At 70.2% G+C, this 21,629-nt stretch carries 14 protein-coding genes; 6 read left to right on the forward strand and 8 right to left on the reverse strand.

From position 1 onward, the window contains the following. Window positions 1–33 precede the first annotated feature (33 nt). Window positions 34–837 carry a TIGR03084 family metal-binding protein gene (locus ACOHX0_RS10780; RefSeq protein ID WP_420676687.1) on the forward strand — a complete coding sequence of 268 codons (804 nt, stop codon included), beginning with the start codon at window positions 34–36 and terminating at the stop codon, window positions 835–837. 970 nt (window positions 838–1,807) lie between these two features. Here the strand turns inward: ACOHX0_RS10780 and ACOHX0_RS10785 are convergent. Beyond that, window positions 1,808–2,710 (reverse strand): 2-dehydro-3-deoxygalactonokinase, encoded by a 903-nt coding sequence (locus tag ACOHX0_RS10785; protein WP_420676688.1) that lies wholly within the window; start codon window positions 2,708–2,710, stop codon window positions 1,808–1,810. A 426-nt stretch (window positions 2,711–3,136) separates the two neighbouring features. Between ACOHX0_RS10785 and ACOHX0_RS10790 the strand changes: the two genes are divergently transcribed. From ACOHX0_RS10790 to ACOHX0_RS10805, 4 genes are all read left to right on the forward strand, one after another. After that, window positions 3,137–4,282 carry an AraC family transcriptional regulator gene (locus ACOHX0_RS10790; protein ID WP_420676689.1) on the forward strand — a complete coding sequence of 382 codons (1,146 nt, stop codon included), beginning with the start codon at window positions 3,137–3,139 and terminating at the stop codon, window positions 4,280–4,282. Between the two features lie 362 nt (window positions 4,283–4,644). Further along, the gene (locus tag ACOHX0_RS10795) at window positions 4,645–5,436 is read left to right on the forward strand and encodes a sugar transferase (RefSeq protein WP_420676690.1); all 792 of its coding nucleotides are present in this window, start codon (window positions 4,645–4,647) and stop codon (window positions 5,434–5,436) included. A 137-nt stretch (window positions 5,437–5,573) separates the two neighbouring features. Next, complete coding sequence (locus tag ACOHX0_RS10800; RefSeq protein WP_420676691.1) at window positions 5,574–6,482, forward strand: P-loop NTPase family protein; 909 nt, start codon at window positions 5,574–5,576, stop codon at window positions 6,480–6,482. 123 nt (window positions 6,483–6,605) lie between these two features. Continuing rightward, window positions 6,606–7,847 (forward strand): GumC domain-containing protein, encoded by a 1,242-nt coding sequence (locus ACOHX0_RS10805; protein ID WP_420676692.1) that lies wholly within the window; start codon window positions 6,606–6,608, stop codon window positions 7,845–7,847. Between the two features lie 99 nt (window positions 7,848–7,946). On the opposite strand, the gene ACOHX0_RS10810 is transcribed toward ACOHX0_RS10805, so the two are convergent. After that, window positions 7,947–9,320 carry an oligosaccharide flippase family protein gene (locus ACOHX0_RS10810; RefSeq protein ID WP_420676693.1) on the reverse strand — a complete coding sequence of 458 codons (1,374 nt, stop codon included), beginning with the start codon at window positions 9,318–9,320 and terminating at the stop codon, window positions 7,947–7,949. Between the two features lie 234 nt (window positions 9,321–9,554). Between ACOHX0_RS10810 and ACOHX0_RS10815 the strand changes: the two genes are divergently transcribed. Beyond that, on the forward strand, window positions 9,555–10,760 hold the full coding sequence (locus ACOHX0_RS10815) for a glycosyltransferase family 4 protein (RefSeq protein ID WP_420676694.1): 1,206 nt from the start codon (window positions 9,555–9,557) through the stop codon (window positions 10,758–10,760). A gap of 235 nt (window positions 10,761–10,995) precedes the next feature. Here the strand turns inward: ACOHX0_RS10815 and ACOHX0_RS10820 are convergent, their stop codons facing one another. Genes ACOHX0_RS10820 through ACOHX0_RS10845 form a run of 6 tightly spaced genes read right to left on the reverse strand, consistent with a single transcriptional unit; the run spans window position 10,996 to window position 21,625 of the window. Beyond that, window positions 10,996–11,859: a glycosyltransferase family 2 protein gene (locus ACOHX0_RS10820; protein WP_420676695.1), complete on the reverse strand. Its 864-nt coding sequence runs from the start codon at window positions 11,857–11,859 to the stop codon at window positions 10,996–10,998. Beyond that, window positions 11,856–14,423, reverse strand: coding sequence for a hypothetical protein (locus ACOHX0_RS10825; RefSeq protein WP_420676696.1), 2,568 nt, complete (start codon window positions 14,421–14,423; stop codon window positions 11,856–11,858). The genes ACOHX0_RS10820 and ACOHX0_RS10825 overlap by 4 nt, the downstream gene beginning before the upstream one ends. Further along, window positions 14,420–15,337 (reverse strand): hypothetical protein, encoded by a 918-nt coding sequence (locus tag ACOHX0_RS10830; protein ID WP_420676697.1) that lies wholly within the window; start codon window positions 15,335–15,337, stop codon window positions 14,420–14,422. Before ACOHX0_RS10830 ends, ACOHX0_RS10825 begins: the two co-directional genes overlap by 4 nt. Beyond that, window positions 15,334–16,020 carry a 4'-phosphopantetheinyl transferase family protein gene (locus ACOHX0_RS10835; protein WP_420676698.1) on the reverse strand — a complete coding sequence of 229 codons (687 nt, stop codon included), beginning with the start codon at window positions 16,018–16,020 and terminating at the stop codon, window positions 15,334–15,336. The genes ACOHX0_RS10830 and ACOHX0_RS10835 overlap by 4 nt, the downstream gene beginning before the upstream one ends. A 23-nt stretch (window positions 16,021–16,043) precedes the next feature. Continuing rightward, on the reverse strand, window positions 16,044–20,621 hold the full coding sequence (locus ACOHX0_RS10840; protein ID WP_420676699.1) for a MupA/Atu3671 family FMN-dependent luciferase-like monooxygenase: 4,578 nt from the start codon (window positions 20,619–20,621) through the stop codon (window positions 16,044–16,046). Continuing rightward, window positions 20,618–21,625, reverse strand: a complete 1,008-nt coding sequence (locus tag ACOHX0_RS10845) for a glycosyltransferase family 2 protein (protein ID WP_420676700.1) — start codon at window positions 21,623–21,625, stop codon at window positions 20,618–20,620. Before ACOHX0_RS10845 ends, ACOHX0_RS10840 begins: the two co-directional genes overlap by 4 nt. Window positions 21,626–21,629 lie beyond the last annotated feature (4 nt).

Below are 21,629 nucleotides of genomic sequence, written 5' to 3' on the forward strand. Positions count from 1 at the left end.
CCGGCAAACATCCGGGGCAGGAGGAGACGCGCCATGTTGCAAGCCGAAGATTTCCGCGCCGAAAGCCGCGCTCTCGCCGCCGTTCTGGCGGACCTGCCGGAGGAGGCGTTCCACCGCGAGACTTTGTTCAAGGGCTGGACCATCGACCACGTGCTGGGCCACCTGCACCTGTTCAACGCCGCCGCCGAGGCTGCGCTGGCAGGACCTCAAACCTTCGATGCCTTCATTGCGCCCGTGCTGAGGGACATGCGGGCGGGCAAATCCATCCTCGCGTGCCAGTTCCCCTGGCTCGACGGGCTGAGCGGCCGGGCTCTGTATGACGCCTGGGCAAGGGGCGCCGAGCGCTGCGCCGACGCCTATGCCGGTGCCGATCCCAAGACGCGGGTGAAGTGGGTTGGCCCTGAGATGAGTGCGCTCAGCTCGATCACCGCCCGGCAGATGGAGACCTGGGCGCACGGGCAGGAGGTCTTCGACCTGCTCGGGCTGGAGCGGGCGGCGCATCGGCGCATCCGCAACATCGCGCACCTGGGCGTGTCGACTTACGGCTGGAGCTTTAGAAACCGCGGCCGGGCCGTGCCGGAGCCTGCGCCTTTCGTGGAGCTCACCGGCCCTGGCGGTGAAGTCTGGCAGTGGAATGCGCCGCAGCCCGGCAACTGCGTGCGGGGGCCGGCGGTGGAATTTGCCCAGGTGGTGACCCAAGTGCGCAGCCTGGCCGACACCGGGCTGGAAGTGCGCGGCGCTAATGCGGCGGCCTGGATGCAGATCGCCCAATGTTTCGCGGGCCCGCCCGAAACCCCGCCCGCCCAGGGCCAGCGCCACAGGGCCGGCCGGTCCTGAGAAAAGGCGGAAGCTGTGCGCCCGCATGTCCAAGGCTTGCCAGCAGCTGCCGCCACGATGCTGGGAAATGGGCAGAATACTGGGCGGCAGGCTCCCGCCCGGCTTCGGCCTCTTTGACAAGAGACCTGTGCCCGTTGGGCCGGGCGCCGCGCTGACGCGCGGCGCGGGCGTAATTGCAACCGGCGTGTGCCGGCTCCGCCGCAGGCTGGCAGGTTCGCTGCCGCTATGGAGCAGCTGCCCCTTTGCTGGCCCGGGTTTGGCCCAGGCCCGACCCTCAAAGACGATTTGGTTTGAGCGCCGGGACATCCCATCATTGCCAATACCGCGGAACGCCCAGCTTGGGTCTGAACCGGGAGGCAAGCGCCCGCCAGACGTGCCCGGACGGCTGAGGCCCGGCAGCACGTCCGGAAGCCGCATTGCTCCGCGGCTCCGCCCCTTCACCGGTCGATACATGGAAGAACGCCGGCTAGCGGGCCTTTTTGCCGTCCCTCTGTCCAGCCCGAGACCGCTGCCGCAGGCGATGGGTCCCGCCGCGCGGCAGCGCGGCGCCCGGTCCGGCGGGTGCGGGGTGTCTTTGATACCGCCGCTGCGGGCGGGAGCCTGCGCGCCAACGCGCGCGATTTCCGGACAATCCGGAACGGAGGTACCCGCCGGTCAGCCCGGGGAGGTACCCGGCCCGGGCCGGGTACCTCCAGCGGTCAAGCCTCAGCGGGCCATTCGCAGAAGAATGTCTTGGCGCAGCCAGCCGGTCTTCCTTTCTTTGCTCCTGCCTGTCACTCCGGGCCGTTCGATCCCTTTCGGCCCCATCCGCGGCCGCTGCGGCAGACGGGATGCCCCGCCGCGCGTCAGCGCGGCGCCCGGCCCGACGAGCGCAAGGTATCTTCGATACCGCCGCAACGGACGGGAGCCATTCCGTCGAAGGGCGCACCTGCCCCGAGCGGCTCTGAGCCGGATACCGCGCACGCAATCCTCAGTGCAGCCGACCCGCAGCGGGCGCCTCCGCTCCGTTCTTGTCCTGAAGCCGTGCCCAAGCGCGTATCAGCCCTTCCAGCGCCAGGGGTTCAGGCTCCGCCACGGTGAAGGGCAGCCCCTGCGCCTCAAGCGCTGTGGCATAAAGCGGCTGCAGCGGCCCCGCCGCGATCAGCGCCGCGTTCTGGCCCAGCCAATAGGGCTTCGCCGCCGCCAGCTCGGCACCCAGCAGCAGACCCCAGATCCGCCCCGCCGCATTCGCGGCCGGCAGCCGCCCCAGCGCCAGATCCGCCTGCGCTGCCGCCAGCCGGGCAGCCAGCATCTCGGGTTTGGCGATCCCGTCGGCCGCCGCTTCCTGCAGTGCCGCACGGTCCCAGGCGGCATCCTCCGGCAGCCCGGCTTGCATCAGCGCCGCCTGCGCCAGCGCCGCGGTCAGGGCGCTCTGGAAGCTCACCGCCTCACGCGCGCTCGCCTGCACCCAGTGACTCACCGCCCCGGGCAGGCAGACGGCGCCATCCCACTCCGGGTTCAGGGCAAAGAAACCGGCCAGCCGGGTTTCCGCACCCTGCATCAGCCCGCCCGGCGTGCTCTGGCTGAGACCGGGGAGCGCATGCAGCCGTATCCCCTCCAGCTCACAGGCCACGGGTTCCAGGTCTCCGGGCGCGGCGGGCACGGCGCGCGGCGGCACCAGCCCGCCGCCGCTGAGGAGGAGCGGCGCGGTGCGGCCGCCGGGCAGATCTGCCAGCGCTGCCTGCACTTCGGCCGCAAGGGCCGCGGGGCCGGGATCTGCCAGCCGGCGCTGCATCGGCGCACCGGCGCGGCTGCCCTGCATCGGCCACAGGGTGAGTGCCTGGCCGTCGAGGCTGGCGGCGATCCACTCGGGGCGGGGGCTGTCTGCGGGCATGTCTCCTCCTTTGGCGGCAAGGCCGGGCCTGTTTCGCATGCTGCGCCGGTTATGGCGGCGAATGCCGCCGCCGGCAAGCGGCGCGCCGGGGCGGAGCTGGAGGCACGCGCAGGGATGCGAAAAAGAACAGATGTTCGGCGGAAACCGGGCGCGGACGGCGTGCAGATGCCGTAAATATGTCTGGAATTGAAAAGCGGCTGACTGCATCCCGGCGCATTCCGCAGTATCATTCCATAGTATTAAGGACGGCGCTCCCCTCCGGTTGCAACCTGCGGAGCAGGCAGGGCGGCGGCCGGGCGCGGAAACACCGCCAAACTGGATACGCCGGCGGCCCCGGCTGCCCGGACGTTCGCCCGCCGCGCCCCAAAGCCCGCGGCCGGTCCCCGGCCAGGCCCGCTCCAAACGGCGGCAGAAGGATCCGATGAGATGCACGGCATTCCGGCACCCAGCAACGCAGTCTTTGCCCAGCAGGCCGCCCGCAGGCTGCTGGCAGAGGGCCATGCGCCCGCCGCGGTCTTCGAAGGCACCGGCTTCGGTCCCGCGCTTGCCGGGCAGGAAGCGCCCGCTGCCGATTTTGCCACCATCGCGGCCTTCTTCGAGCACGCGGCAGAGTTGAGCGGCGACCGGTTGTTCGGCTTCCGCCTCGGCTGCGGGACAGACCTGCGCAGCGCCGGGCTTCTGGGTTACATCGCGCGCAGCGCCCCCACCGCCGGCGCCTTCCTGGAGGCCATCGGCCGCTACGCAGGCGTGCTGAGCGACGCACTGGAGCCCGACACGGCGCAACTGTGGCAGGACGGCATCTTTGCCTGGCGCTGCACCGCCGCCTCCGGTGCCGCCGGGCGGCACTATGCCGAGTGCCTGGCCGCCGCACTGCTCGCCGGGCTGCGCAGCGCGGCGCAGGCGCAGATTGCCCCGCGCGCGGCGCAGTTTGCCCACCCAAGAGTCCGCGGCGCCAGCGAAATTTCCGCCTGGTTCGGCGCCCCGGTGCGCTTTGGCGCCAGCTCCAGCCGCATGGTTTTCAGCCTCGCCGACCTGGCCCGGCCGCTGGCGACCGCGGATGCCATGCTGGAGCAGGTGCTGTGCACCTATGGCGACCAGATCCTGGCCAGCCGCCTGCCGCCCGCCGCAGGGCTGCGCAGCCAGGTGGAGCGGGCAGTGGCGGCGCGGCTCTCCGACGGGCCGGTCACGCTGGCCGCGGTGGCCGCCGATCTGGGGATGAGCCCGCGCAGCCTCTCCCGCAAGCTGGCGCTCTTGGGCACCAGCTATTTCACCATCGTCGAGGAGTTGCGCAAATCGCTCGCCTTGCGGTATCTGCGCGACAGCAGCCTGGGGCTGGCGGGGATTGCCTTTCTGCTCGGCTATGCCGGACTGGGCAGTTTCAACGATGCCTTCAAGCGCTGGACCGGCCGCAGCCCGGGCCAGTACCGTGCGGCGCTGCACTCAGGCGAAGATGCGGACGAGGCCGGCAGTTCAGGGAGCGGTTCAGCAAACGGCTCAGGGAGCGGTTCGGGCACCGCTTCCGGAGGCGGCACCGGCAGCGGCAGAGCGGCCGGCGCCGCGGCACCTGCCTGATTCTTTGGCCATTGCGCGCGCCGGGCGGAAACAATATGCAGCCGCACCGCGGCAGTGTTTCCGGGAATCGGCGCGAAGTATCGGGATCATGCGTTTTTTCAGCCAGCATTCAGGTTTTTACACCATTTTTCCTAAATTTGTCCTAAATTGAGCGAAGCGCCGCGAGGTGCGGCTGCGGGCATTGTGCCGCAGCCCGGTGAAGACGCAGGCGGTCCGCATTGGGGTGCGGCCGGTCTTGAGCCTGACAACCTGATTGGACTGACCCGGACTCTGCTGGCCCGGGACCAGTGATGTGAAATTGAGGCATCCGCCCGGGGGGGCGGATATCCAGCCGTGTTGTGGCTGGGATCGGGGGTAGTGAAATGACACAGATGGTTCCCGGTGAGCCGGGGCTGGCGATGGCGCGCGCAGCGGCGCGGCTGGAGTGGTCCGGCAGTGCGGCGCAGCCTGGCAGGCAGGTCCCGCTGCGGCCGGTGGCGGCACCGGATGTCCGGGCCGCTCTTGCGCTGCCACCCGGTGCCGGGGAGAGCCTTGCGCCTTCCGCGGGCGGCTATTGCGCGGGCGGCAAGCGGATGTTCGACCTTTTGCTGGTGCTGCTCAGCCTGCCGCTGGCGCTGCCGCTGATCCTGGTTTGCGCCGCGGCGCTCTGGCTGGAGGGCGGGAGACCCTTCTATACGCAGCAGCGTCTGGGCCGCGGCGGCCGCGTCTTCCGAATCCTGAAGCTGCGCACGATGGTGCGCGACGCCGATACGCAGCTGCAGGCCTGGCTCGACCGCGACCCGGCGCTCAGGGCGGAATGGGACAGCACCCAAAAACTGAAGAACGATCCCCGCATCACCCCGGTCGGCCGGCTGTTGCGGGTGACCTCGCTGGACGAGCTGCCGCAGCTGTGGAACGTCGTCACCGGCGAGATGAGCCTGGTCGGGCCGCGCCCGATGATGCCCTGCCAGCTGCCGCTTTATGGCGACGCGCGCGCCTACCTTGCGCTGCAGCCGGGGATCACCGGCCTGTGGCAGGTCTCGGCCCGCAACGAAAGCAGCTTTGCCAGCCGCGCCTGGGCCGATGCGGAATACCGCCGCGGGCTGTCGCTTGGCGGTGATCTGGCGCTGATCGGGCGCACCTTCGGCGTCGTGCTGAAGGGCACGGGATATTAACCGCTCAAGGCGTGCCCGGCTGCGGCTGCTGGAGGGCGGCAGCCCACTGTGGTAGGAGAGGGAGAGTGTTCATGATGCAGAGACCGGCACCTGCCGCGCCAGCAGCACAGCGCCTGCGGACGGGGGAAGGAGGGAGCATGACAGACCATGGCTTCAAAGCCTTCCGCCGCCGCGGCCGGCCCGCGCCGGCCGAAAGGCCTCGCGGCGAATCCGCAGCTGCCGCTCTCCCGGCCGCCCGGTCCGGGCCTGCCCCTTCCGCACATCCTGCCGCCGCTGCATCGGCGGCGGAGCCGAAGCTGCCCGCGCCCCTGCCCGAACTCTGGGAGCGGATTCCCCATGCCGCATCGGCCGTGGCGCCCGGCGGCGGTTCACAGGGCGGCCCGCGCCTGCCGCTGGTCAGCCGGTTCCGCCAGGACCCCGCCGCCAAGGCCTTTGACCTTCTGCGCACCCGGCTCTTGCACACGCTGAAGGCGCGCGGCTGGCAGCGGGTGGCGGTCACCGCCCCCAAGGCGGGCTGCGGCACCACCTTTTCGGCCGTGAACCTCGCGCTCAGCCTCGCACGGGTGCCGGGCAGCCGCACCCTGCTGATGGACATGAACTTCCGCCGCCCCGGCCTGGCCGCGGCGCTGGGCATCGCACCGGAGGGGCGGGAGGCCCAAGGCTGGGACCAGGCTGCCTTTCTGGCCGGCCGCACCGCTGCCGAGGCCCATTTGCGCCGCCCGCTGCCGGGGCTCGCCGCCGGGCTCAACAGCCACCCCGGGCTGGACGCGGCCGAAATTCTGCACGACAGCGCCTGCGCCGCCACCCTTGACAGGCTGATCGAGCGCAGCCGCGCCGATGTGGCGCTGTTCGACCTGCCGCCGGTGCTGGAGCATGACGATGTCGCGGCCTTCCTGCCGCAGGTCGACGCGGTGCTGCTGATCTCGGACGGCACCAGCACCACCGCGGCCGAGCTGGCGGCCTGCGAGAAGATGCTGGCTGGCCACACCCAGCTGCTGGGTGTGGCCCTGAACCGGGCCCGCCGGGCCGCGGGGCCGATGGGCTGACAGCCGCCGCCGTGCCGCTGTCATAGTTTTGCCCGCATGATATGGAATGGCTGAACGGGACAGCCGTGCCAGTGCCGGACGTTGGGGCAGGGACGGCAACACAGCGGAACAGAGACCGATACGATGGGGCCGATATACTCACTGGGCGATTTTCTGGACATGCTGCGCCGCCGCGCCTTCACCGTCTTTGCGGTGTTTTTTGCCGGCTGCCTGTTCTCGCTCTGGGCCGCGGCGCGCCAGCCGCACTCCTATGAGACGTCCGAGGTGCTTCAAATCACCCAGCCGCAGATTGCCGACGGGCTGGCGAAATCCACCGTCGAAGGCTCCTCGGCCCGGCGCATGCAACTGATCGAGCAGCGCTTGATGGCGCGTGGCACGGTGCTGGAAATCATCGGGAAATTCGGCCTTTACGCGGATCAGGAAGCTCTTACGCCATCGCAGAAGGTGGCCCGCCTGCGCGACTCCGTCACCATCACCGGGCTTGCCGCCGCGCGCGAGGGCTTTGCCGATGACGGCACCATCTCGGTACTGACCATCACCGCCCGCCAGCCGTCGGCACTGGCCGCGCAGCAGGTTGCCAGCGAATTCGGCCGCCGCACGATTGAGCTTAGCGTGCAGTCGCGGATCAGCCAGGCCCGCGAAACGCTGAGCTTCTTCACCGAAAAAGAAGCCGCGCTCGCCCAGGAAATCGCCGCGCTCGAGGATGAGATCGCCGCCTACCGCAACCAGAACGACGTGACCCTGCCCGGCACCATCGAATTCCGCCGCGCCGAGATCGCCGCGATGAACGAAGGCCTGATGGAGATCGCCCGCGAGCGTATCGAGATCCAGCGCGCCGCAGATCAGGCCCAGACAAAGGAGCGCCCCGCCACCGCGCGGCGGATGCAGGCCGAGTACGCTCAGCAGCTGGAGACGCTGGCGGCGCAGGAGGCGCTGCTGACCGGGCGCAAGTCCGGGCTCGAAGCCTCGCTGGAGACCACTCCCGAGGTGGAGCGCCAGCTGGGCGCCTATGACCGGCGGCTGATGCAATTGCAGAACGAGCTCGGCCAGATGACCGCGCGCCGCAACGAGGCAGAGGTCGGCTTCAGGCTGGAGAGCGCGCGCCAGTCCGAGCGGCTCACCGTGATCGAACCGGCGCCGCTGCCCGACTACCCGGTGACCACCGCCCGCAAGAAGAAAGCGCTGATGGGGGCGGCGGCGAGCCTGCTGCTGGCGCTGCTGGCGGCGTTTCTCCTGGATCTCCGCCGGCCGGTGCTGCGCACGGCGGCGCAGATGGAGCGCGAGACGGGCCTGGCGCCGGTTGTTTCGATCCCGGTGATGGACACCAGCCCGCCGCGCCGGGGGCTGTTCCGGCGCCGCGCCTAGAACTTGAACTTCCATCGCGGGCGGCAGTGCCCGGCTGGCAGGCCGGACCACCTTGCGCCGGGTTGAACAAGGCCGGTCCGATTTGGTCTCAGGGCCCCCTCAAGGCGCGCTCAGCGCCGCCGCCATCCGGGCAACCTCTGTCCAGTGCCACCCCAGCGCGGAGCCTCCCGCAAGCAGCGTGACCACCGCATAGCCCGCATCATGCAGCGGGTCCCAGACGTGATGCCGCCGCGCAAGGTGCACCAGCACAGGATAGGCCACCAGCATCGCCAGCCCCAATGCCACGATCCCGCCCGCCAGCCCGAACAGCGCAACCCCTGTCAGAAACAGCCCCGTCTGCAACACGGCCCGCGCGGCGGAGAAGACAAAGAACCCCCGGCTGTCGCCCGCCGCCAGCGCCGCCTGGTCATAGGTCATGGTGATCACCGCCGGCGCCAGCGCCAGCGCGATCAGCACGATCACCGGCCCGGCCTGCCGGTAGCGGTCATCGTAGAGCAGCTCCACCAGCCACGGCCCGCCCCAGGCCATCGCCAGCAGCAACGCCAGAATGCCGCCCGTCAGTCCCGCCCGCAGCTGCCTTTGGCGGCGCAGGTTGCCGGGCGCCGCCCGTGCGGGCCGGTCGCGGTAGACCGGGATCATCAGCCGCTGGTTCACCGCATGGCCCAGCAGCATCGGAAAGCTCGCCAGGAAATAGCCGATGTTGTAGATCCCCAGCACCTCGAGGGCGACGAATTTGCCCAGGATCGCCCGGTCCCCCTGTGAGGTCAGGAACCAGAAGGCGGTCGAGAGGAAGATCCACTTGCCGAAATGCACCAGCTCCCGCGCCGCCGCGTTTTCCCAGCGCAGGCGGTTGCGTATCCCGGGCAGCCCGTAGTGGCAGAGCGCAAGCTTCGCCGCCGCCTGGATCACCCCGCCCAGCACCAGCGCCATGACCGAGCGGGTTGCCAGTGCCACGGCCACCATCGCTGCCAGCCCGATGGCCTGCGCGGCCAGTTCCAGCACGGTGACGCGCCCCGCCAGCAGATGCCGGTGTGCGGTTTCGATCCGGGTTGGGTTGAACCCCGCGATTGCCAGCCCGGCGCCGGCAACCGGCAGGTAGACCATCAGATCCGGCGCGCCATAGAACTGCGCGGCAGGCCAGGCCAGCAGCACCGTCAGCGCCCAGAGACCAAAGCCGCGGATCACCTGCAAGGTCCAGGCGGTGTTCAGAAAGTCCGGATCGTCGCCACGCCTGTTCTGGGCAATCGACGGCCCGATCCCCACGTCCGAGAACAGCGACAGCCCCACCGTCACCACCGTGACCAGCGCCATCAGGCCAAAGGCCTCGGGGAACAGGATGCGCGTCAGGATCAGGTTGGAGGCCAGCCGCAGCGCCTGGCTGCCGCCATATCCGATCACCAGCCAGGAGGCCGAGCGCAGCACCCGCGCCATCAGCCCCTCGCCGTCCAAAAATAGCCTCGCTGCCCGCTGCATGGCCCTGCCTCTGCCCGTTGCTTGGCGCGAGGCTAGGGTGACGGGGCAGGGCCGTCAATCAAGCCCCGGGGAGTGGCGGCTGGTGCGGCCTGCGGTGGATACACTGGCGCAACAATGCCGCTCCTGAGGCGGCATTGTCCGCAGTGGGGCGGCGCTGCCTTCGCGCGGCTGGGCAAGCGCCCCGGCGCACGCTAACCTGCCGCCATTGCTGCTTTCCCGATGGATCACCGTGCCTTGAAAATTGCCTATGTCCTCAACACTTACCCGCAGCCCTCGCATAGCTTCATCCGCCGCGAGCTGCTGGCGCTGGAGGCGGAAGGTCTGGCGATCCTGCGCCTTGCGATGCGTCCCGCGGAGGAGCCGCTGGCCGATCCCGGCGACCGCGCAGAAGCCGCGCGCACCGAATACGTGCTTGCAGCCGGCCCCTGGCGGCTGTTCGCCGCTCTTGCCTGTGCTGCGCTGGCCTCGCCCCGCCGCTTTGTGAGTGCCCTGCGGCTGACCGTGCGCCTCGCGCGCACCTCTGAGCGCGGCCTCATGCGTCATCTCGTCTACCTCGGTGAAGCCGCCCATGTGCAGCAGCGCTGCGCCCGCGAAGGCGTGCAGCACATGCACGCCCATTTCGGCACCAACGCGGCCGCGGTGGCGATGCTGGCCGCGGCGCTGGGCGGGCCTTCCTACAGTTTCACCGTGCACGGGCCGGAGGAATTCGACGCCCCCCGCGCGCTGTCGCTCGGCGAGAAGATCCGCCGCGCCGCCTTCACTGTCGCGGTCAGCAGCTTCGGCCGCAGCCAGCTCAGCCGCTGGGCGGCGTTTGCCGATTGGGACCGGCTCAAGATCGTTCATTGCGGCATCGAGCCTTCGCGCTTTGCCACGCCCGAGCCGCTGCCCGGGGGGGCGTTGCGGCTCGCCTCGATTGGCCGCTTCGTGGAGCAGAAGGGACAGATGGTGCTGATCCGCGCGATGGCAAAGCTGGTGCGATCCGTTCCGCAGGCGCATCTGGCGCTGATCGGAGACGGGCCAATGCGCGGCGATCTGGAGGCGGCCATTGCCGAGGCGGGGCTGCAGGCGCATGTCACCCTCACCGGCTGGCTGCCGGAGGCACAGGTGCGGGCCGAACTCGCCCGCGCCCATGCGCTGGTGATGCCCTCCTTTGCCGAAGGCCTGCCGGTTGCGGTGATGGAGGCGATGGCCGCCGCGCGCCCGGTGATCGCGACTTTTGTTGCAGGCACGCCAGAGCTGGTGCAGCCGGGCAAGACCGGCTGGCTGGTGGCCGCGGGCGATGCGGAGGCGCTGGCGGCGGCCATGCTGGAGCTGTCCCAGACGCCCGCCGCGGCACTGGAGGACATGGCCCGCAGAGGCCGTGCCCGGGTGATTGAGCGCCACAGCATCACCTCTGAAGCCGCAAAACTCGCCGCCCTGTTCCGCGCCCGCGCCGGCTGAACCGTTGCAAGGCGCCCCTGGCCGCGCCCGTTCCACCGGGAAAACCGGCGCCCTCCCGCCCGTCGCTGCCGCATCCCAAGGGATGCGCCGCTCCCGTTGGGCCTGGCCCGGCGCTGGGCGCCGGGCCAGGCCCAAGGCCGCCAGGGATGGGCCGGCGGAGCCGGGGGAGCCCGCGGGCGCGGGAGCGCGCCGCTGGCCTGGCGCAGCGTTATTCGACGATATCCGGGTGCGCCTGTCAGCGGCCGCGGGTCCAGGGTTCGCTTGAGGCAAAGAGCGACGATTTCACAGCCAGCGCCACCAGTATGTAGACCAGGCTAGCCGCCGGATCCGCCGCCAGCCGCCTCGCCAGCGCCGCGGGCCGGGCGCGCGCTTTGCTGTCGTTGGCAAGAAGGCCCGGGAAGCGCGCTGCGATCTCCGCCACGCCCCTGTCCTGCCGCCGCCGCACCCGCACCAGGTTGCGCATCCCCTCCACCAGCGGCCAGCTGTAGCGGGCGGGAACCTCCAGCCGCTCGTGCGCGCGGAAGTGCAGCCGCGCAAAGGTGTCATCCGAGATGATCTCCGGCCAGTCCCCCCAGCGCGCGCGGCCGCTGCGGGTCATTGCAAACAGGCCAAAGCCGGGTGCCGGCTGGGCAAAGAAGGGCAGGCGGCTCCAGGCCCGGGCGTAGGCCCGGGTCACCGCGCTGCGCGCCGGCGCCACCACGGGGCGGCCGCTGGCATAGCGCGGCGTGCCATCCGCCAGCGCAGCGGCAATCTGGGCAATGAGCGCCGGCTCCACCTGCACATCCGCATCCAGATAGATGAGCACCTTGCCGCGCGCCACCCGGTCGCCCGCATTCAGCGCCTTGAGCTTGCCGCCTTCTGCCTGCTCCAGCACCCGCAGCTGCCAGCCTGCAGGCTGCACCGCGCTGCGGGCCACGGCAGCGGTCGCGTCCGTGCAGCCATTGGCCAGCACCAGCGCTTCCGCAGCCGCGCCCCCGGGCAGCGGATCGGATGCAAACAGCGCCGCAAGGCAAGTCCCGATGCAGGCTTCCTCGTTGCAGGCGGGGATCAGCACCGTGACCGCGGGGGCGTCCTCCCCCGCCGCGGTGGCCGGGCTCACTTCACCGCCTCCAGCGCATCCCAGCGCGGGTTGTCGTCGCTGAGCGTCCGGAGGCTGCCCCAGCTGCCCCATTTGCCGGGCACGCCCACATCGGCATAGGCAGTGAAGAGCTGCCCGCCCAGCTCCGCCCAGCCCGCCAGCAGCGCCCGGTAGAGCGTGCCCATCTCGCGCGAGTAGTTGAGATGGCTGAAAAAACCGGTGAGCGCCGCATCCTCCACTATCGGGCCGATGCCCACCACGTGGCTGCCGCCCTCATATATGATGAGGTCGAGCCCATGCCGCTGCGCCACTTCCGCGTGGTAGGGCAGCAGCCGGCCCAACAGGTCCTGCAAGGTGCCGCCCCCGGCGCCGGTGGCCAGCCCGTCGCGCAGCTCGCTTGCCGCCAGCGCCACGGCGGCATCGTATTGATGCGCTGCCGCGAATGCCTCCGCCGCCGCGCCGCGCAGGCCCTTCTCAGCCGCGACCGCTTCCGCCTGCGCCCGGCTCTCCGCGATCCAGGACCGGGTCAGGGGCGCGTTCTCCTCCGTGCCCAGGATGCCGCCGAAATAGCCGGTCACCGCATAGGCATCGAAGGAGGCCGCAGGCGGCTGCCGCCCGGGTTCTTCCGCAACCCAGAGCGGCGCCTTCAACACCTGGTCCTCCAGTCCCAGCCAGCCGGTCTGCGAGGAGATCACCCGCACCAGCCGCCCGCTGTCCTTCCCGAACACACGGGCCCAGATCTGCGCCACCTCGGCCGCGCGGCCGCCGTAGAACTGCATCCACAGTCCGTCGCCGCCGCCCCAGCGGGCGCGGGCCTGCGCGTCGGCCCAGGCGGCTTGCTGGAACTGCCAGTTCCAGACCTCGTTGGAATATTCCACATAGGCGCGCCGCCCGGCATCGAGCCTCCCGGCCGCCAGCTCCGCGAATTTGCGCACGTAGGTGTCATCCGCCATATGGGGCATGTTGAACCAGGCGTCCGCTTTCAGCCGGTTAGCCAGCGCGACCATGACCTCGGCCGGCACGCCGCTGCGCGCCCAGGTGTAGTCGGAGACCCGCGGCCGGTCCTCCCAGCCGGTCTGATCCGAGTCGTTGGTGGCCATCCAGTCCATAAAGCGCAGCGCCGCGAAGCCCTCAAGCCGCTTGAGCCAGAGCGGATTGAACCGCGCGCCGCTCTGATAAGCGGCCAGATGCTCCTCCTTCACCACGGTGATGTTGCGGATGTGACCGGCGCTGCCCGCGCCCCCGCTGCCTGTGCGCTGGATGCGGATCTCCACCGGGCCGGGGCCGGGGGTGAAGTCAAACCGCACCTCATGCTTGCCATACCGGATGTTGCGGGCACGGCCCGAGACCTCGACGATGCCGCTGCCCTCGAACCGCAGCACGTAGCGCCCCGCAAGCGAAACCGCCTCCTCCGGCAGGTCGGTCAGGATCACCGTGCCGATCGAGCCCAGCTCCGGCGGAATCGCGGTGGGCCAGCCATCGGCATCGAGATAGCCGGCCGCGGCCAGCTCGCCGTGGCCAGTGCCGCCCCAGCGCCGGGGCAGGTGGCCGATCCAGGGCCGCGCGGTTTTGAAATGGTCAAGAAAAGGCGCCTGGGTGCTCCAATCCGCGATGGCCGCGAGGTTGATCGCCACCGCCTGGCGCGGCGGGGTGTCCGGGACCGGGGCGGGCTCGGGCAAGAGGTCGGCGTTGAGCGGAGCAAGCCCCGGATCCCGCGGCAGGGGCGGCGGGTCGGGCGGCAGGGCGCGCGCCTGCGCGATGCCCTGGGCCTTGGCCTGGACCAAGCGCGGTTTTGCCATGGCAGAGTCACTCGAAGCGGCGGAAGCGCCCGCAATCTCCTGCAGCCGCGCGGCCAGGGCGGGCGAGGGCGCCGGGTAGCGTTTGCCCCAGCGGTTGCTCAAGCGATGCGGCAGCCCGGCCGGGTCCTCGCCGGTCAGCACCGCAAATTGCATCAGCGACAGGAAGTAGTAGCCAAGCGCATTGGGGTGGATGTCATCGGCAAAGACATCGCGGATGCTGCCGAGCCCCGGCACCGTGCCAGCCTGAATGGCATCATCCAGCCGCGCCATGGCCTGGCCCGCGGGCAGCAGGCGGATATCGCCGCCGGTTTTGGCGTTGACGCTGTCCACCACCCCTTGCCAGCGGCCGTGATCCTCCAACAGCCGCTGCCGCCAGGGGGTGCCTGCGCCCTCGTCGTATGGCACCTCCGCCCCGGTGCCGCTGTCGAGGCTGTGCCAGGTCTCCTGGAAGTAGACCTGCACCTCCGGGCTGGCGCTGCGGGCCAGCTTGTAGAACCGGGTCAGCGCGCCTTCGGTGTCGCTCCACTGCAGGTGGCTGGCAAGCGGCACCGCCTCGGTCAGGATTACCGCATCGGCCGGACGGGTAAGGCGTTCGCGGGCATTTATGCCCTCGGCCCGGCCCGCGTGCTGCCAGTTGTAGCCGAGCGGCGCGCCGTTGATGATCTGCGCCTCCACCGAGGCCTCCCCGCGGCTGTCCAGCAGCTGCTCCAGCATCTGCGGGTTATCCGGCCCGATCAGCGAATGGCCGATCATCACCACCGAGGTGAGCAGCGCGCCGAGGCTCATCCCGCACCCTCCGGGCTGGCGAGGCCGGTACGGGGCAGGGCGCGCACGGTGTCCCAAACGATGCGCTGCACCGCTGCCGCCGCAGGGGCGGAGAAGGCCGCCGCCGGGCTGCCGTCCGCGCGGCTCAGCCGGTGCGGCAGCCCAAGCGGCGCGCGCTGGTAGAGCACCGCGTAATGCGTCAGCGCCACCACATATGCGCCAAGATCGTTGATGTGGATGGTGTCGAGCTCTCCTGCGGGCGTGCGGGCAAACAGGTCCTCGCGGCTGGCCAGCCCGTCTATCCGGCCCGTCCCGGCGGCGCGGGTCACCGCCGCCAGCACCTGCCCGCCGGGGATCAGATAGGCCGGGCGGCGCGGGTTACGGCGGCTGTCGGAGCCTGCGAGGCGGCCCAGCCACAGGCGCTCCAAATCCTCCGCGATGCGCGCCTCCCAGCCCGCCGGATCATCCAGGTGGTGCCAGGTCTCGTAGAGGAAGATGCGCGTCCGCGGCGAGGCCTGCCGCGCAAGCGCGGCCCATTTGCGGAAGTACTTCGCGCCACCAAAGTAGCGGAGCGCATCCCGCAGCTCGACCATCTCGGTCAGCACCAAGGCGTCATAGTCGCCCGAACCCACCGCCTCGCGCCCGCCGCGGTAGGCAGGCGGGCGGTTGGCGGTCTCGAAATCAAGGATCTCCTCCTCCGGCTCCCAATGCGCCCGGAGCGTCGTGCCCGAGCCCAGCTGGCTATTGTAGCTGTGCCCCTCGGGGGCCAGTTGCGCCAGCATATGCGGCATGTCCGGCCCCACCAGGGAGTGGCCGAGGTGGAAGACTGTGAGCGGCCGGTCCGGTGGGGAGAGCGGAGGCACCGGCACATCCGCCGCCCGCGCCGCCAAAGGCAACAACGCGGCCAGCGCCAGAAAGCTGCGCCGCCCCATCATCGCCGCCCCCTGAGGTCTGCCGTGGTGACGATCAGCCCCTCGCCGAGGACAAAGCGCCCGGCGATCGCCTCACCCTGCTCGAAAGGCGGGCGCGGGGCGGTGAAGATCGCCCGGTAGGCGTTTGCGGCAAGGTCGAACTCCAATTCCATCCCGTCAAAGCCGTAATAGGCGCGGCTCAGCGTGTATTGGCATTTGTAGGCCGCTTCCTTGGCCGAGAAGATCACCTTGGCCATGCGCCCCGGGTCCGTCTGCCGCCGCAGCCAGGCCTGTTCGCGGGCAGAGCAGATCGCGGGCAAGAGATCATCCTTCAGGGGCAGATCCTCTTCGATGTCGATGCCAAGACCCAGCACTTCGCCTGCCTCCGCCAGCACTGCCATCGCGCAGCTCCGGGTGTGGGTGATCGAGCCCACGAGCCCCGCGGGCCAGATGGGGGCGCGGTCCCCGCCCACCGCCACCGGCGCAGGATCGCGGCCAAGCGCGCGCATCGCATGATGCGCGGCGGCGCGGCCCGCGGCAAACTCTTTGCGCCGCTTGTCCACCGACCGGGGGGAAAGGCCCGCGGCTTCCTCGGCAAAGGGTGCAGGCGGCGCGGCCAGCGGGTCGGCGCCGGCCAGCGCTACACCGGCGCCGAGGAGCGGCCGCACCAGATCCAGCCGCCGGTTCAGAAGATCGCTGCCCGTCATGCCGTTCCCGTCCTCCCGCCCTGTCACCCGGTCCGCGTCCTGCGGCTCGCCCGCATTGCCCGCCGCTTCGCCATTACCCCGGCGCGGTCGGGTTCAGAAGCAGCTTCTGCTGCCGCCGCCTTGGGCTGTTGTTCCGCATTTGCCGGGGCGCCTGCAAGCCCTTCGATATGCGCCGCCAGCCCCGCCAGCGTCGGGAAGCGGAAGATGTCGGTGATCGACAGCTGCGCCGCATCCAGTTCCGCCCGCAACTCCCGGTGCGCCTGCACCGCCAGCAGCGAATGGCCGCCAAGGGCAAAGAAGTTGTCCTGGGCGCCGATGCCGCTGACGCCGAGGATACGGCTCCAGACCGTGGCAATCCGCGCCTGCGCGCCGCCCGCGGGACGCTCGGCGGGCGCGGCGGCGCGGGCGGGCTGAGGATCGGGCAGGGCTTTACGGTCGATCTTCTTGTTCGGGGTCAGCGGGAAGCTCTCCAGGATCACAATATGCGCGGGCACCATCGCCTCCGAAAGCTGCGCCGCCAGCGCCCGCTTCAGCGCCGCTTGGCTTACCGGTGACTCTGCGGTGACATAAGCGGCCAGCCGCTGATCGCCGTCCGCCCCGCCCGGAACCACGACGGCGCCGGTGATACCGGGGCAGGCAGCGAGCGCCGCCTCGATCTCACCGAGCTCGATGCGCTGGCCGCGGATCTTCACCTGATGATCGCTGCGGCCCAGATAGTGCAGCCGCCCCGATGCGTCCCAGCGCGCGAGGTCGCCGGTGCGGTACATCCGCCCGCCGTGGAAGGGGTCTTCGGGGAAACGCTCCGCCGTCAGTTCTTCGCGCTGCCAATAACCTGCGGTGACCCCGGCGCCGCCGATGCAGAGCTCCCCGGCCGCGCCTGCGGGCATCAGGTTGCCGGCCTCGTCCAGTACATAGGCAAAGGTATTTGTAACCGGCCGGCCGATGGGGGCGGTGCCTGCTGGGGTGGCTTCCAGCGTCTCCACCGTGGACCAGATTGTGGTCTCCGTCGGCCCGTACATGTTGAGGACCGCCGCCCCGGCGGAGTCGCGCAGCGCCTCGACCAGATCGCCGGGCAGCGCCTCCCCGCCCAGAAGCAGGTGCGAGAGCCGCCCAAGGCTGGCAGCCGCATCGCGGTCCGCCGCGACCATCCGCGCCATCGAGGGCGTGCATTGCAGATGTGTTACCCCGTGCCGCACGATCTGCGCCGCAAGCGAGAAATCCCCCGCCTCCAAGGTTTGCGGCGCATTGGCCCGGCGCACCACCTCGGCGAGCGGCTTCAGCCCCTCCAGCACCATATCGGGCGCAATGCCGTAGTCGATCAGGCAGGCGACCTCATCCACGCCGATGCGCTTCAGCTCCTCCACCCGCAGCAACGCGTCTTCTACGGTGCCGAAAAGCCCCGAGTCCTCGAAGTAGCGCTCGAAGGCAAAATCCAGGATCGCTTCCAGCTCCGCCTCCGACAGCATGCCGAGGTCCATCTCGAACGGGTTTTTCACCCCTTCAGGCTTCTTGAAGGCCGGAAACGCCCAGGCGTATTGCTTGATCAGCCCGGCAGCGGCCCGCAGGTAATCCTTCATCGGCTCGCGCGCGATGCGGCGGGCCTCCTCGCGGGTCTCCGCCAGGAAGCTGTGCAGCATCAGGGTGACCTTGAAGTCCGCCGGATCATGGCCCGCCTTGCGCAGGGCGTCGTGATAGATCCCGATCTTGCCCGCGACTTCCCCGACGCTCTGGCCCAAGAGATGCGTCAGCACATTGGCCCCGATCGCCCCGGCCTCCCGCCAGGTTTCCGGGTTGCCCGCGGTGGTGACCCAGACCGGCAGCTCCCTCGACACCGGCCGCGGCTGGGTGATGACGGCATGTTCGCTGCCGTCCTGCCGCGGGAACGCGGCCTCCTCGCCGCGCCACAGCTTGCGCACGGTGTCTATCGCCTCGAACAGCGCGGGCTTGCTGGCGGGGGGCGTGTTTTCCGGCCGCAGGATGAAATCGTCCGGCTGCCAGCCCGAAGCAAAACCGATGCCCGCCCGCCCAGCGGTGAGGTTGTCGATCACCGCCCATTCCTCGGCGATGCGGGCCGGATGGTGCAAGGGCGCCACGCAGGAGCCTGCGCGCACGCCGATGTTCTGCGTCACCGCCGCCACGGCGGCGCCGGTGACAGAAGGGTTGGGGTAGGGGCCGCCAAAGGCGTGGAAATGCCGCTCGGGCGTCCAGACCGCGTTGAAGCCATGCGCGTCGGCAAACTTCGCGCCTTCCAGCAGCAGGCGGTATTTCTGCGGCCCCGGCCCGTCGTCATTGCCCCAGTAGAACAGGTTGAAGTCCATCCCCCGGCCGCTCAGAGCGACTGGCCCGTTGGACAGCTCCAGGCGGCTCTCGTCGCTCGACAGCACCAGCTTGATGCCGCGGGTCAGGGTCCAGAACAACTCCAGAACCGAGATATCGAAGGACAGGCTGGTGACCGCAAGCCAGGCATCGCCCTCGTTATGGGGGATGCGCGCGTCCATGCCGGCAAAGAAGTTCGCCACATTGGCATGGCGCACCATCACGCCCTTGGGCAGGCCGGTGGAGCCCGAGGTGTAGATCACGTAGGCCAGATCCTGCCCGCTCGCACCGCTACCTGCCTGCGGAGCTTGCGAATCAAAGGCGATGCACTCAACCTCCAGCACCGCCGCGCCCGAGAGCGGCAGGCTGGCAGCGAGCGCCGCACTGGTGACGACCACCTCCGCGCCGCTGTCCTGCAGGAAATGCGCCAGCCGCCGCGCCGGGTAGGCCGGGTCCATCGGCACATAGGCGCCGCCTGCCATGAGGATGCCAAGCGTGGCAAAGACCATGTCGGGCGACCGCCGCAGGCAGAGGCCCACGCGGGTGCCGAGTGTCACGCCCATCCCGCGCAGCTTATGCGCCACCGCATTGGCGCGGGCGTTGACGTCGGCGTAAGAGAAGCTTTGGTCCTCGAACACCAGCGCCACCGCATCCGGCGTCTCCTGCGCGCGCGCCGCGAATGCGGCGTGGATGGTGAGGTCATCGGGGTAGTCTGCGGCGGTGTCGTTCCAAGCCTTCAGCAGCAGGTGGCGTTCGGCTTCCGGCAGAAGGGGCAGAGCGGTCACCGGCTGGTCCGGACAGTTCGCGAGGGCGGCGAGCAGGAGTTCCAGCCGGTCCGCGAGCAAGTCCACGGCGATGCCGCTCAGCCGGGACTTGTCCGCGGCCAGCGTCAGCGCGCCGCCGGCAAGGCACAGTGTCGCCACGCAGCCTGCAAGCGGCGCCTCCGGGCCTAGCCGCAAGCCGATTTCCGGCATCTTTTGCGCCGCGATCTCCGGCGCGCGGGCCACAAGATCCTCGGCAAAGCCGCCGTAGGCGCGGGCCTTTTCCAGCCCTTCGGCCGCGCGTGCAATAAGCCCGGCCACGCTGTCCCCGCGCCTTGCCTGCACAGGCACCCAGCCCGAGACCAGGCCCGGCAGCGCCGCCATTCCCTCCGCCGCCAGCGCCACATCCGCCGCCTCGGCCCCGCTGCCAAGCAACGCCCAGGCCAGCACAGCAGCCACTGTCTGCGCGTCGTCCAGACCGGGGGGGCGGGCAATGGGGCGGCGGGCCATGCCGGTCTCTCCGGTCTCTGCCGTCAGCGGGACTGCAGCGGGCTGCATCGCCGCCAGAGCCTTCCGCCAATAGCCTTCGCCGCGCTGGGCGGCGGCGAGCCGGGAGGCGATCTCCCCTGCCTCGGCGGGCTCAAGCAAAGGCAGCATATCGCCAGGCTGGCTGATCTGGTCAGCGGCCAATGGCGCGCCTGCGGGCGTAGAGAGCCGCGAGACAGTCAGCGCGCCGTGCCCGGCGGCGACAGTCAGACTGTCCCGGTCAGCTGCCAGCACCTTGCCCGGCGCGCCGTGACCCGCCGCCACACGCGCCGCGCCCGCCAGCACCACAGTGCCGCCGATACGCAGCTTGGCGGCGCAGAGCGGGTTCCAGTAGGTGCCGAAGTCCAAGGCTCGCACCAGCCGGGCGAGCTCCGCGGCGGGGCGGTTGAAATCCAGCATCCCCCCGGCGGCAGGCCGCAGCGCCTTGCCGTAATAGCGCCGCGCGCTCAGGTCCTGAGGCCGCCGCCGCAGGCTATCGCTCTCCAGCTGGTCCAGCACTTCGCCGAAACTGTCCATTGCCGCCGCGTAGCATTTGGAGTTGAGGCTGAGGGCCGTCTCTTCCTCCGCCACGTCAAAGCGGCGGCTGGCCAGGATATCGCCCTCATCCACCCCGCCTCCGATCAGGTGCCAGGCGATGCCATACTCCCGCGCGCCCTCGATCAGCGCCCAGTTCGGCGTGTTGAGCCCGCTGTAGCGCGGCAGCGGCCCGTCGTGAAAGTTGACCGCGCCCTTGCCTGCGCGCGCCAGAACCTCCTCCGGCAGCACCGCAAGGTTGGCGATCGAGAGCAGCCAGTCAAAGCCCTGAGGGATTTCCGCCGCCCGCGCCAGAACTGCCAGATCCTTGCCCGCCGCCCAGTCCCGGATCGCCGCATCCTGCGAGACCACCGCCCGGATGTCATGTCCGCGCGCCAGCAGCGCCTCGGCGGAAGCAATCAACAGGGATTCATTGCCGATGAGGACAGAGGAAAACCGGGTCATTTCTGCTCCTTTGCTCGCGGAAGTACGGTGCGAGTTGCGCGCTGGCGGGGGCCAAACGCAGCCCGCAAGCTGTGCAGCCAGAGGTCGCGCAGGAAATGCGGCGGATCGGCCTGCGGCTTGCGCTGCACCAGCCGCCGCAGCCGGTAAATCAGCCCGCCCGCAATTTGCGCCAGCGTTGCCGCCGCTGCATAGGCGCGGCCGTGGTTCTTCACGTAATAATGCAGCCGCGAGTCGAACCAGTAGCGCGGCGTGCGCTGCCAGCCCTTCATGCCTGTGGAGGCCGAGCCCACATGCGCCACCTCGCTTGCGGGCACATAATGGGTGCGCCAGCCCGCGCGGGCGGCGCGGCGGCAAAGGTCGGTTTCCTCGAAATAGAGGAAAAACGCCTCGTCAAAGCCGCCCGCTGCCTCGATCACCTCGCGGCGGATCATCAGGCTGGCGCCCGCGGTCCAGTCTACTTGCACCTCCGCCTGCGGCATCTCCATCGCCACCACCTTGTGGCGCAACAGGCGCGTGAAGAGGCCGGTGCGGGCGCTGGCCTCGAACTCCCCCGCGATGGAGGGGAAGCGGAAGGCGGTGCGGTGCGGCGCGCCATCGGTGCCGCGCACGTAGGACCCCGCAAGCCCGGCACCGGGGCGGTCGCGCAGGAAGTCCCGCAAGGTCCGGATCGCCCCCGGCTGCACGAAGGCGTCGGAGTTCAGCAAGTAGTAGAAATCCGGCTGCGTGCCATCCGCGAGCCCCGCCCGCATCCCGAGGTTCATGCCCGCACCAAAGCCGCCGTTCCGAGCCGACTGCATGAGCCGGAACCGGCCGGTGCCGAGCCAGCCGCGGGCCATGGCCCCGGCGTGCAGGTCTTCCATCGAGCTGCCGCCCGAGCCGTTGTCGATCACCAGGACCTCGCCCGGCAGCTCCGCCATCTCCCGCAGCGCGGCCTCTGCCGCCTGCAGAGTCATCTCCGGCGTGCGGAAGTTGAGGATGATGGTGAGGATCCGCTGGTTTGCCATGCTG

The sequence above is a fragment of the Cribrihabitans pelagius genome, from assembly GCF_048820915.1.
GTDB lineage: Bacteria > Pseudomonadota > Alphaproteobacteria > Rhodobacterales > Rhodobacteraceae > Cribrihabitans_A > Cribrihabitans_A pelagius.

Bases quoted from the DNA above. Each gene is read 5' to 3' on its own strand.
- ACOHX0_RS10780 (WP_420676687.1), top strand. From the start codon at position 34: ATGTTGCAAGCCGAAGATTTCCGCGCCGAAAGCCGCGCTCTCGCCGCC.
- ACOHX0_RS10785 (WP_420676688.1), bottom strand. From the start codon at position 2,710: ATGCCCGCAGACAGCCCCCGCCCCGAGTGGATCGCCGCCAGCCTCGAC.
- ACOHX0_RS10790 (WP_420676689.1), top strand. From the start codon at position 3,137: ATGCACGGCATTCCGGCACCCAGCAACGCAGTCTTTGCCCAGCAGGCC.
- ACOHX0_RS10795 (WP_420676690.1), top strand. From the start codon at position 4,645: ATGACACAGATGGTTCCCGGTGAGCCGGGGCTGGCGATGGCGCGCGCA.
- ACOHX0_RS10800 (WP_420676691.1), top strand. From the start codon at position 5,574: ATGACAGACCATGGCTTCAAAGCCTTCCGCCGCCGCGGCCGGCCCGCG.
- ACOHX0_RS10805 (WP_420676692.1), top strand. From the start codon at position 6,606: ATGGGGCCGATATACTCACTGGGCGATTTTCTGGACATGCTGCGCCGC.
- ACOHX0_RS10810 (WP_420676693.1), bottom strand. From the start codon at position 9,320: ATGCAGCGGGCAGCGAGGCTATTTTTGGACGGCGAGGGGCTGATGGCG.
- ACOHX0_RS10825 (WP_420676696.1), bottom strand. From the start codon at position 14,423: ATGAGCCTCGGCGCGCTGCTCACCTCGGTGGTGATGATCGGCCATTCG.
- ACOHX0_RS10830 (WP_420676697.1), bottom strand. From the start codon at position 15,337: ATGATGGGGCGGCGCAGCTTTCTGGCGCTGGCCGCGTTGTTGCCTTTG.
- ACOHX0_RS10835 (WP_420676698.1), bottom strand. From the start codon at position 16,020: ATGACGGGCAGCGATCTTCTGAACCGGCGGCTGGATCTGGTGCGGCCG.
- ACOHX0_RS10840 (WP_420676699.1), bottom strand. From the start codon at position 20,621: ATGACCCGGTTTTCCTCTGTCCTCATCGGCAATGAATCCCTGTTGATT.
- ACOHX0_RS10845 (WP_420676700.1), bottom strand. From the start codon at position 21,625: ATGGCAAACCAGCGGATCCTCACCATCATCCTCAACTTCCGCACGCCG.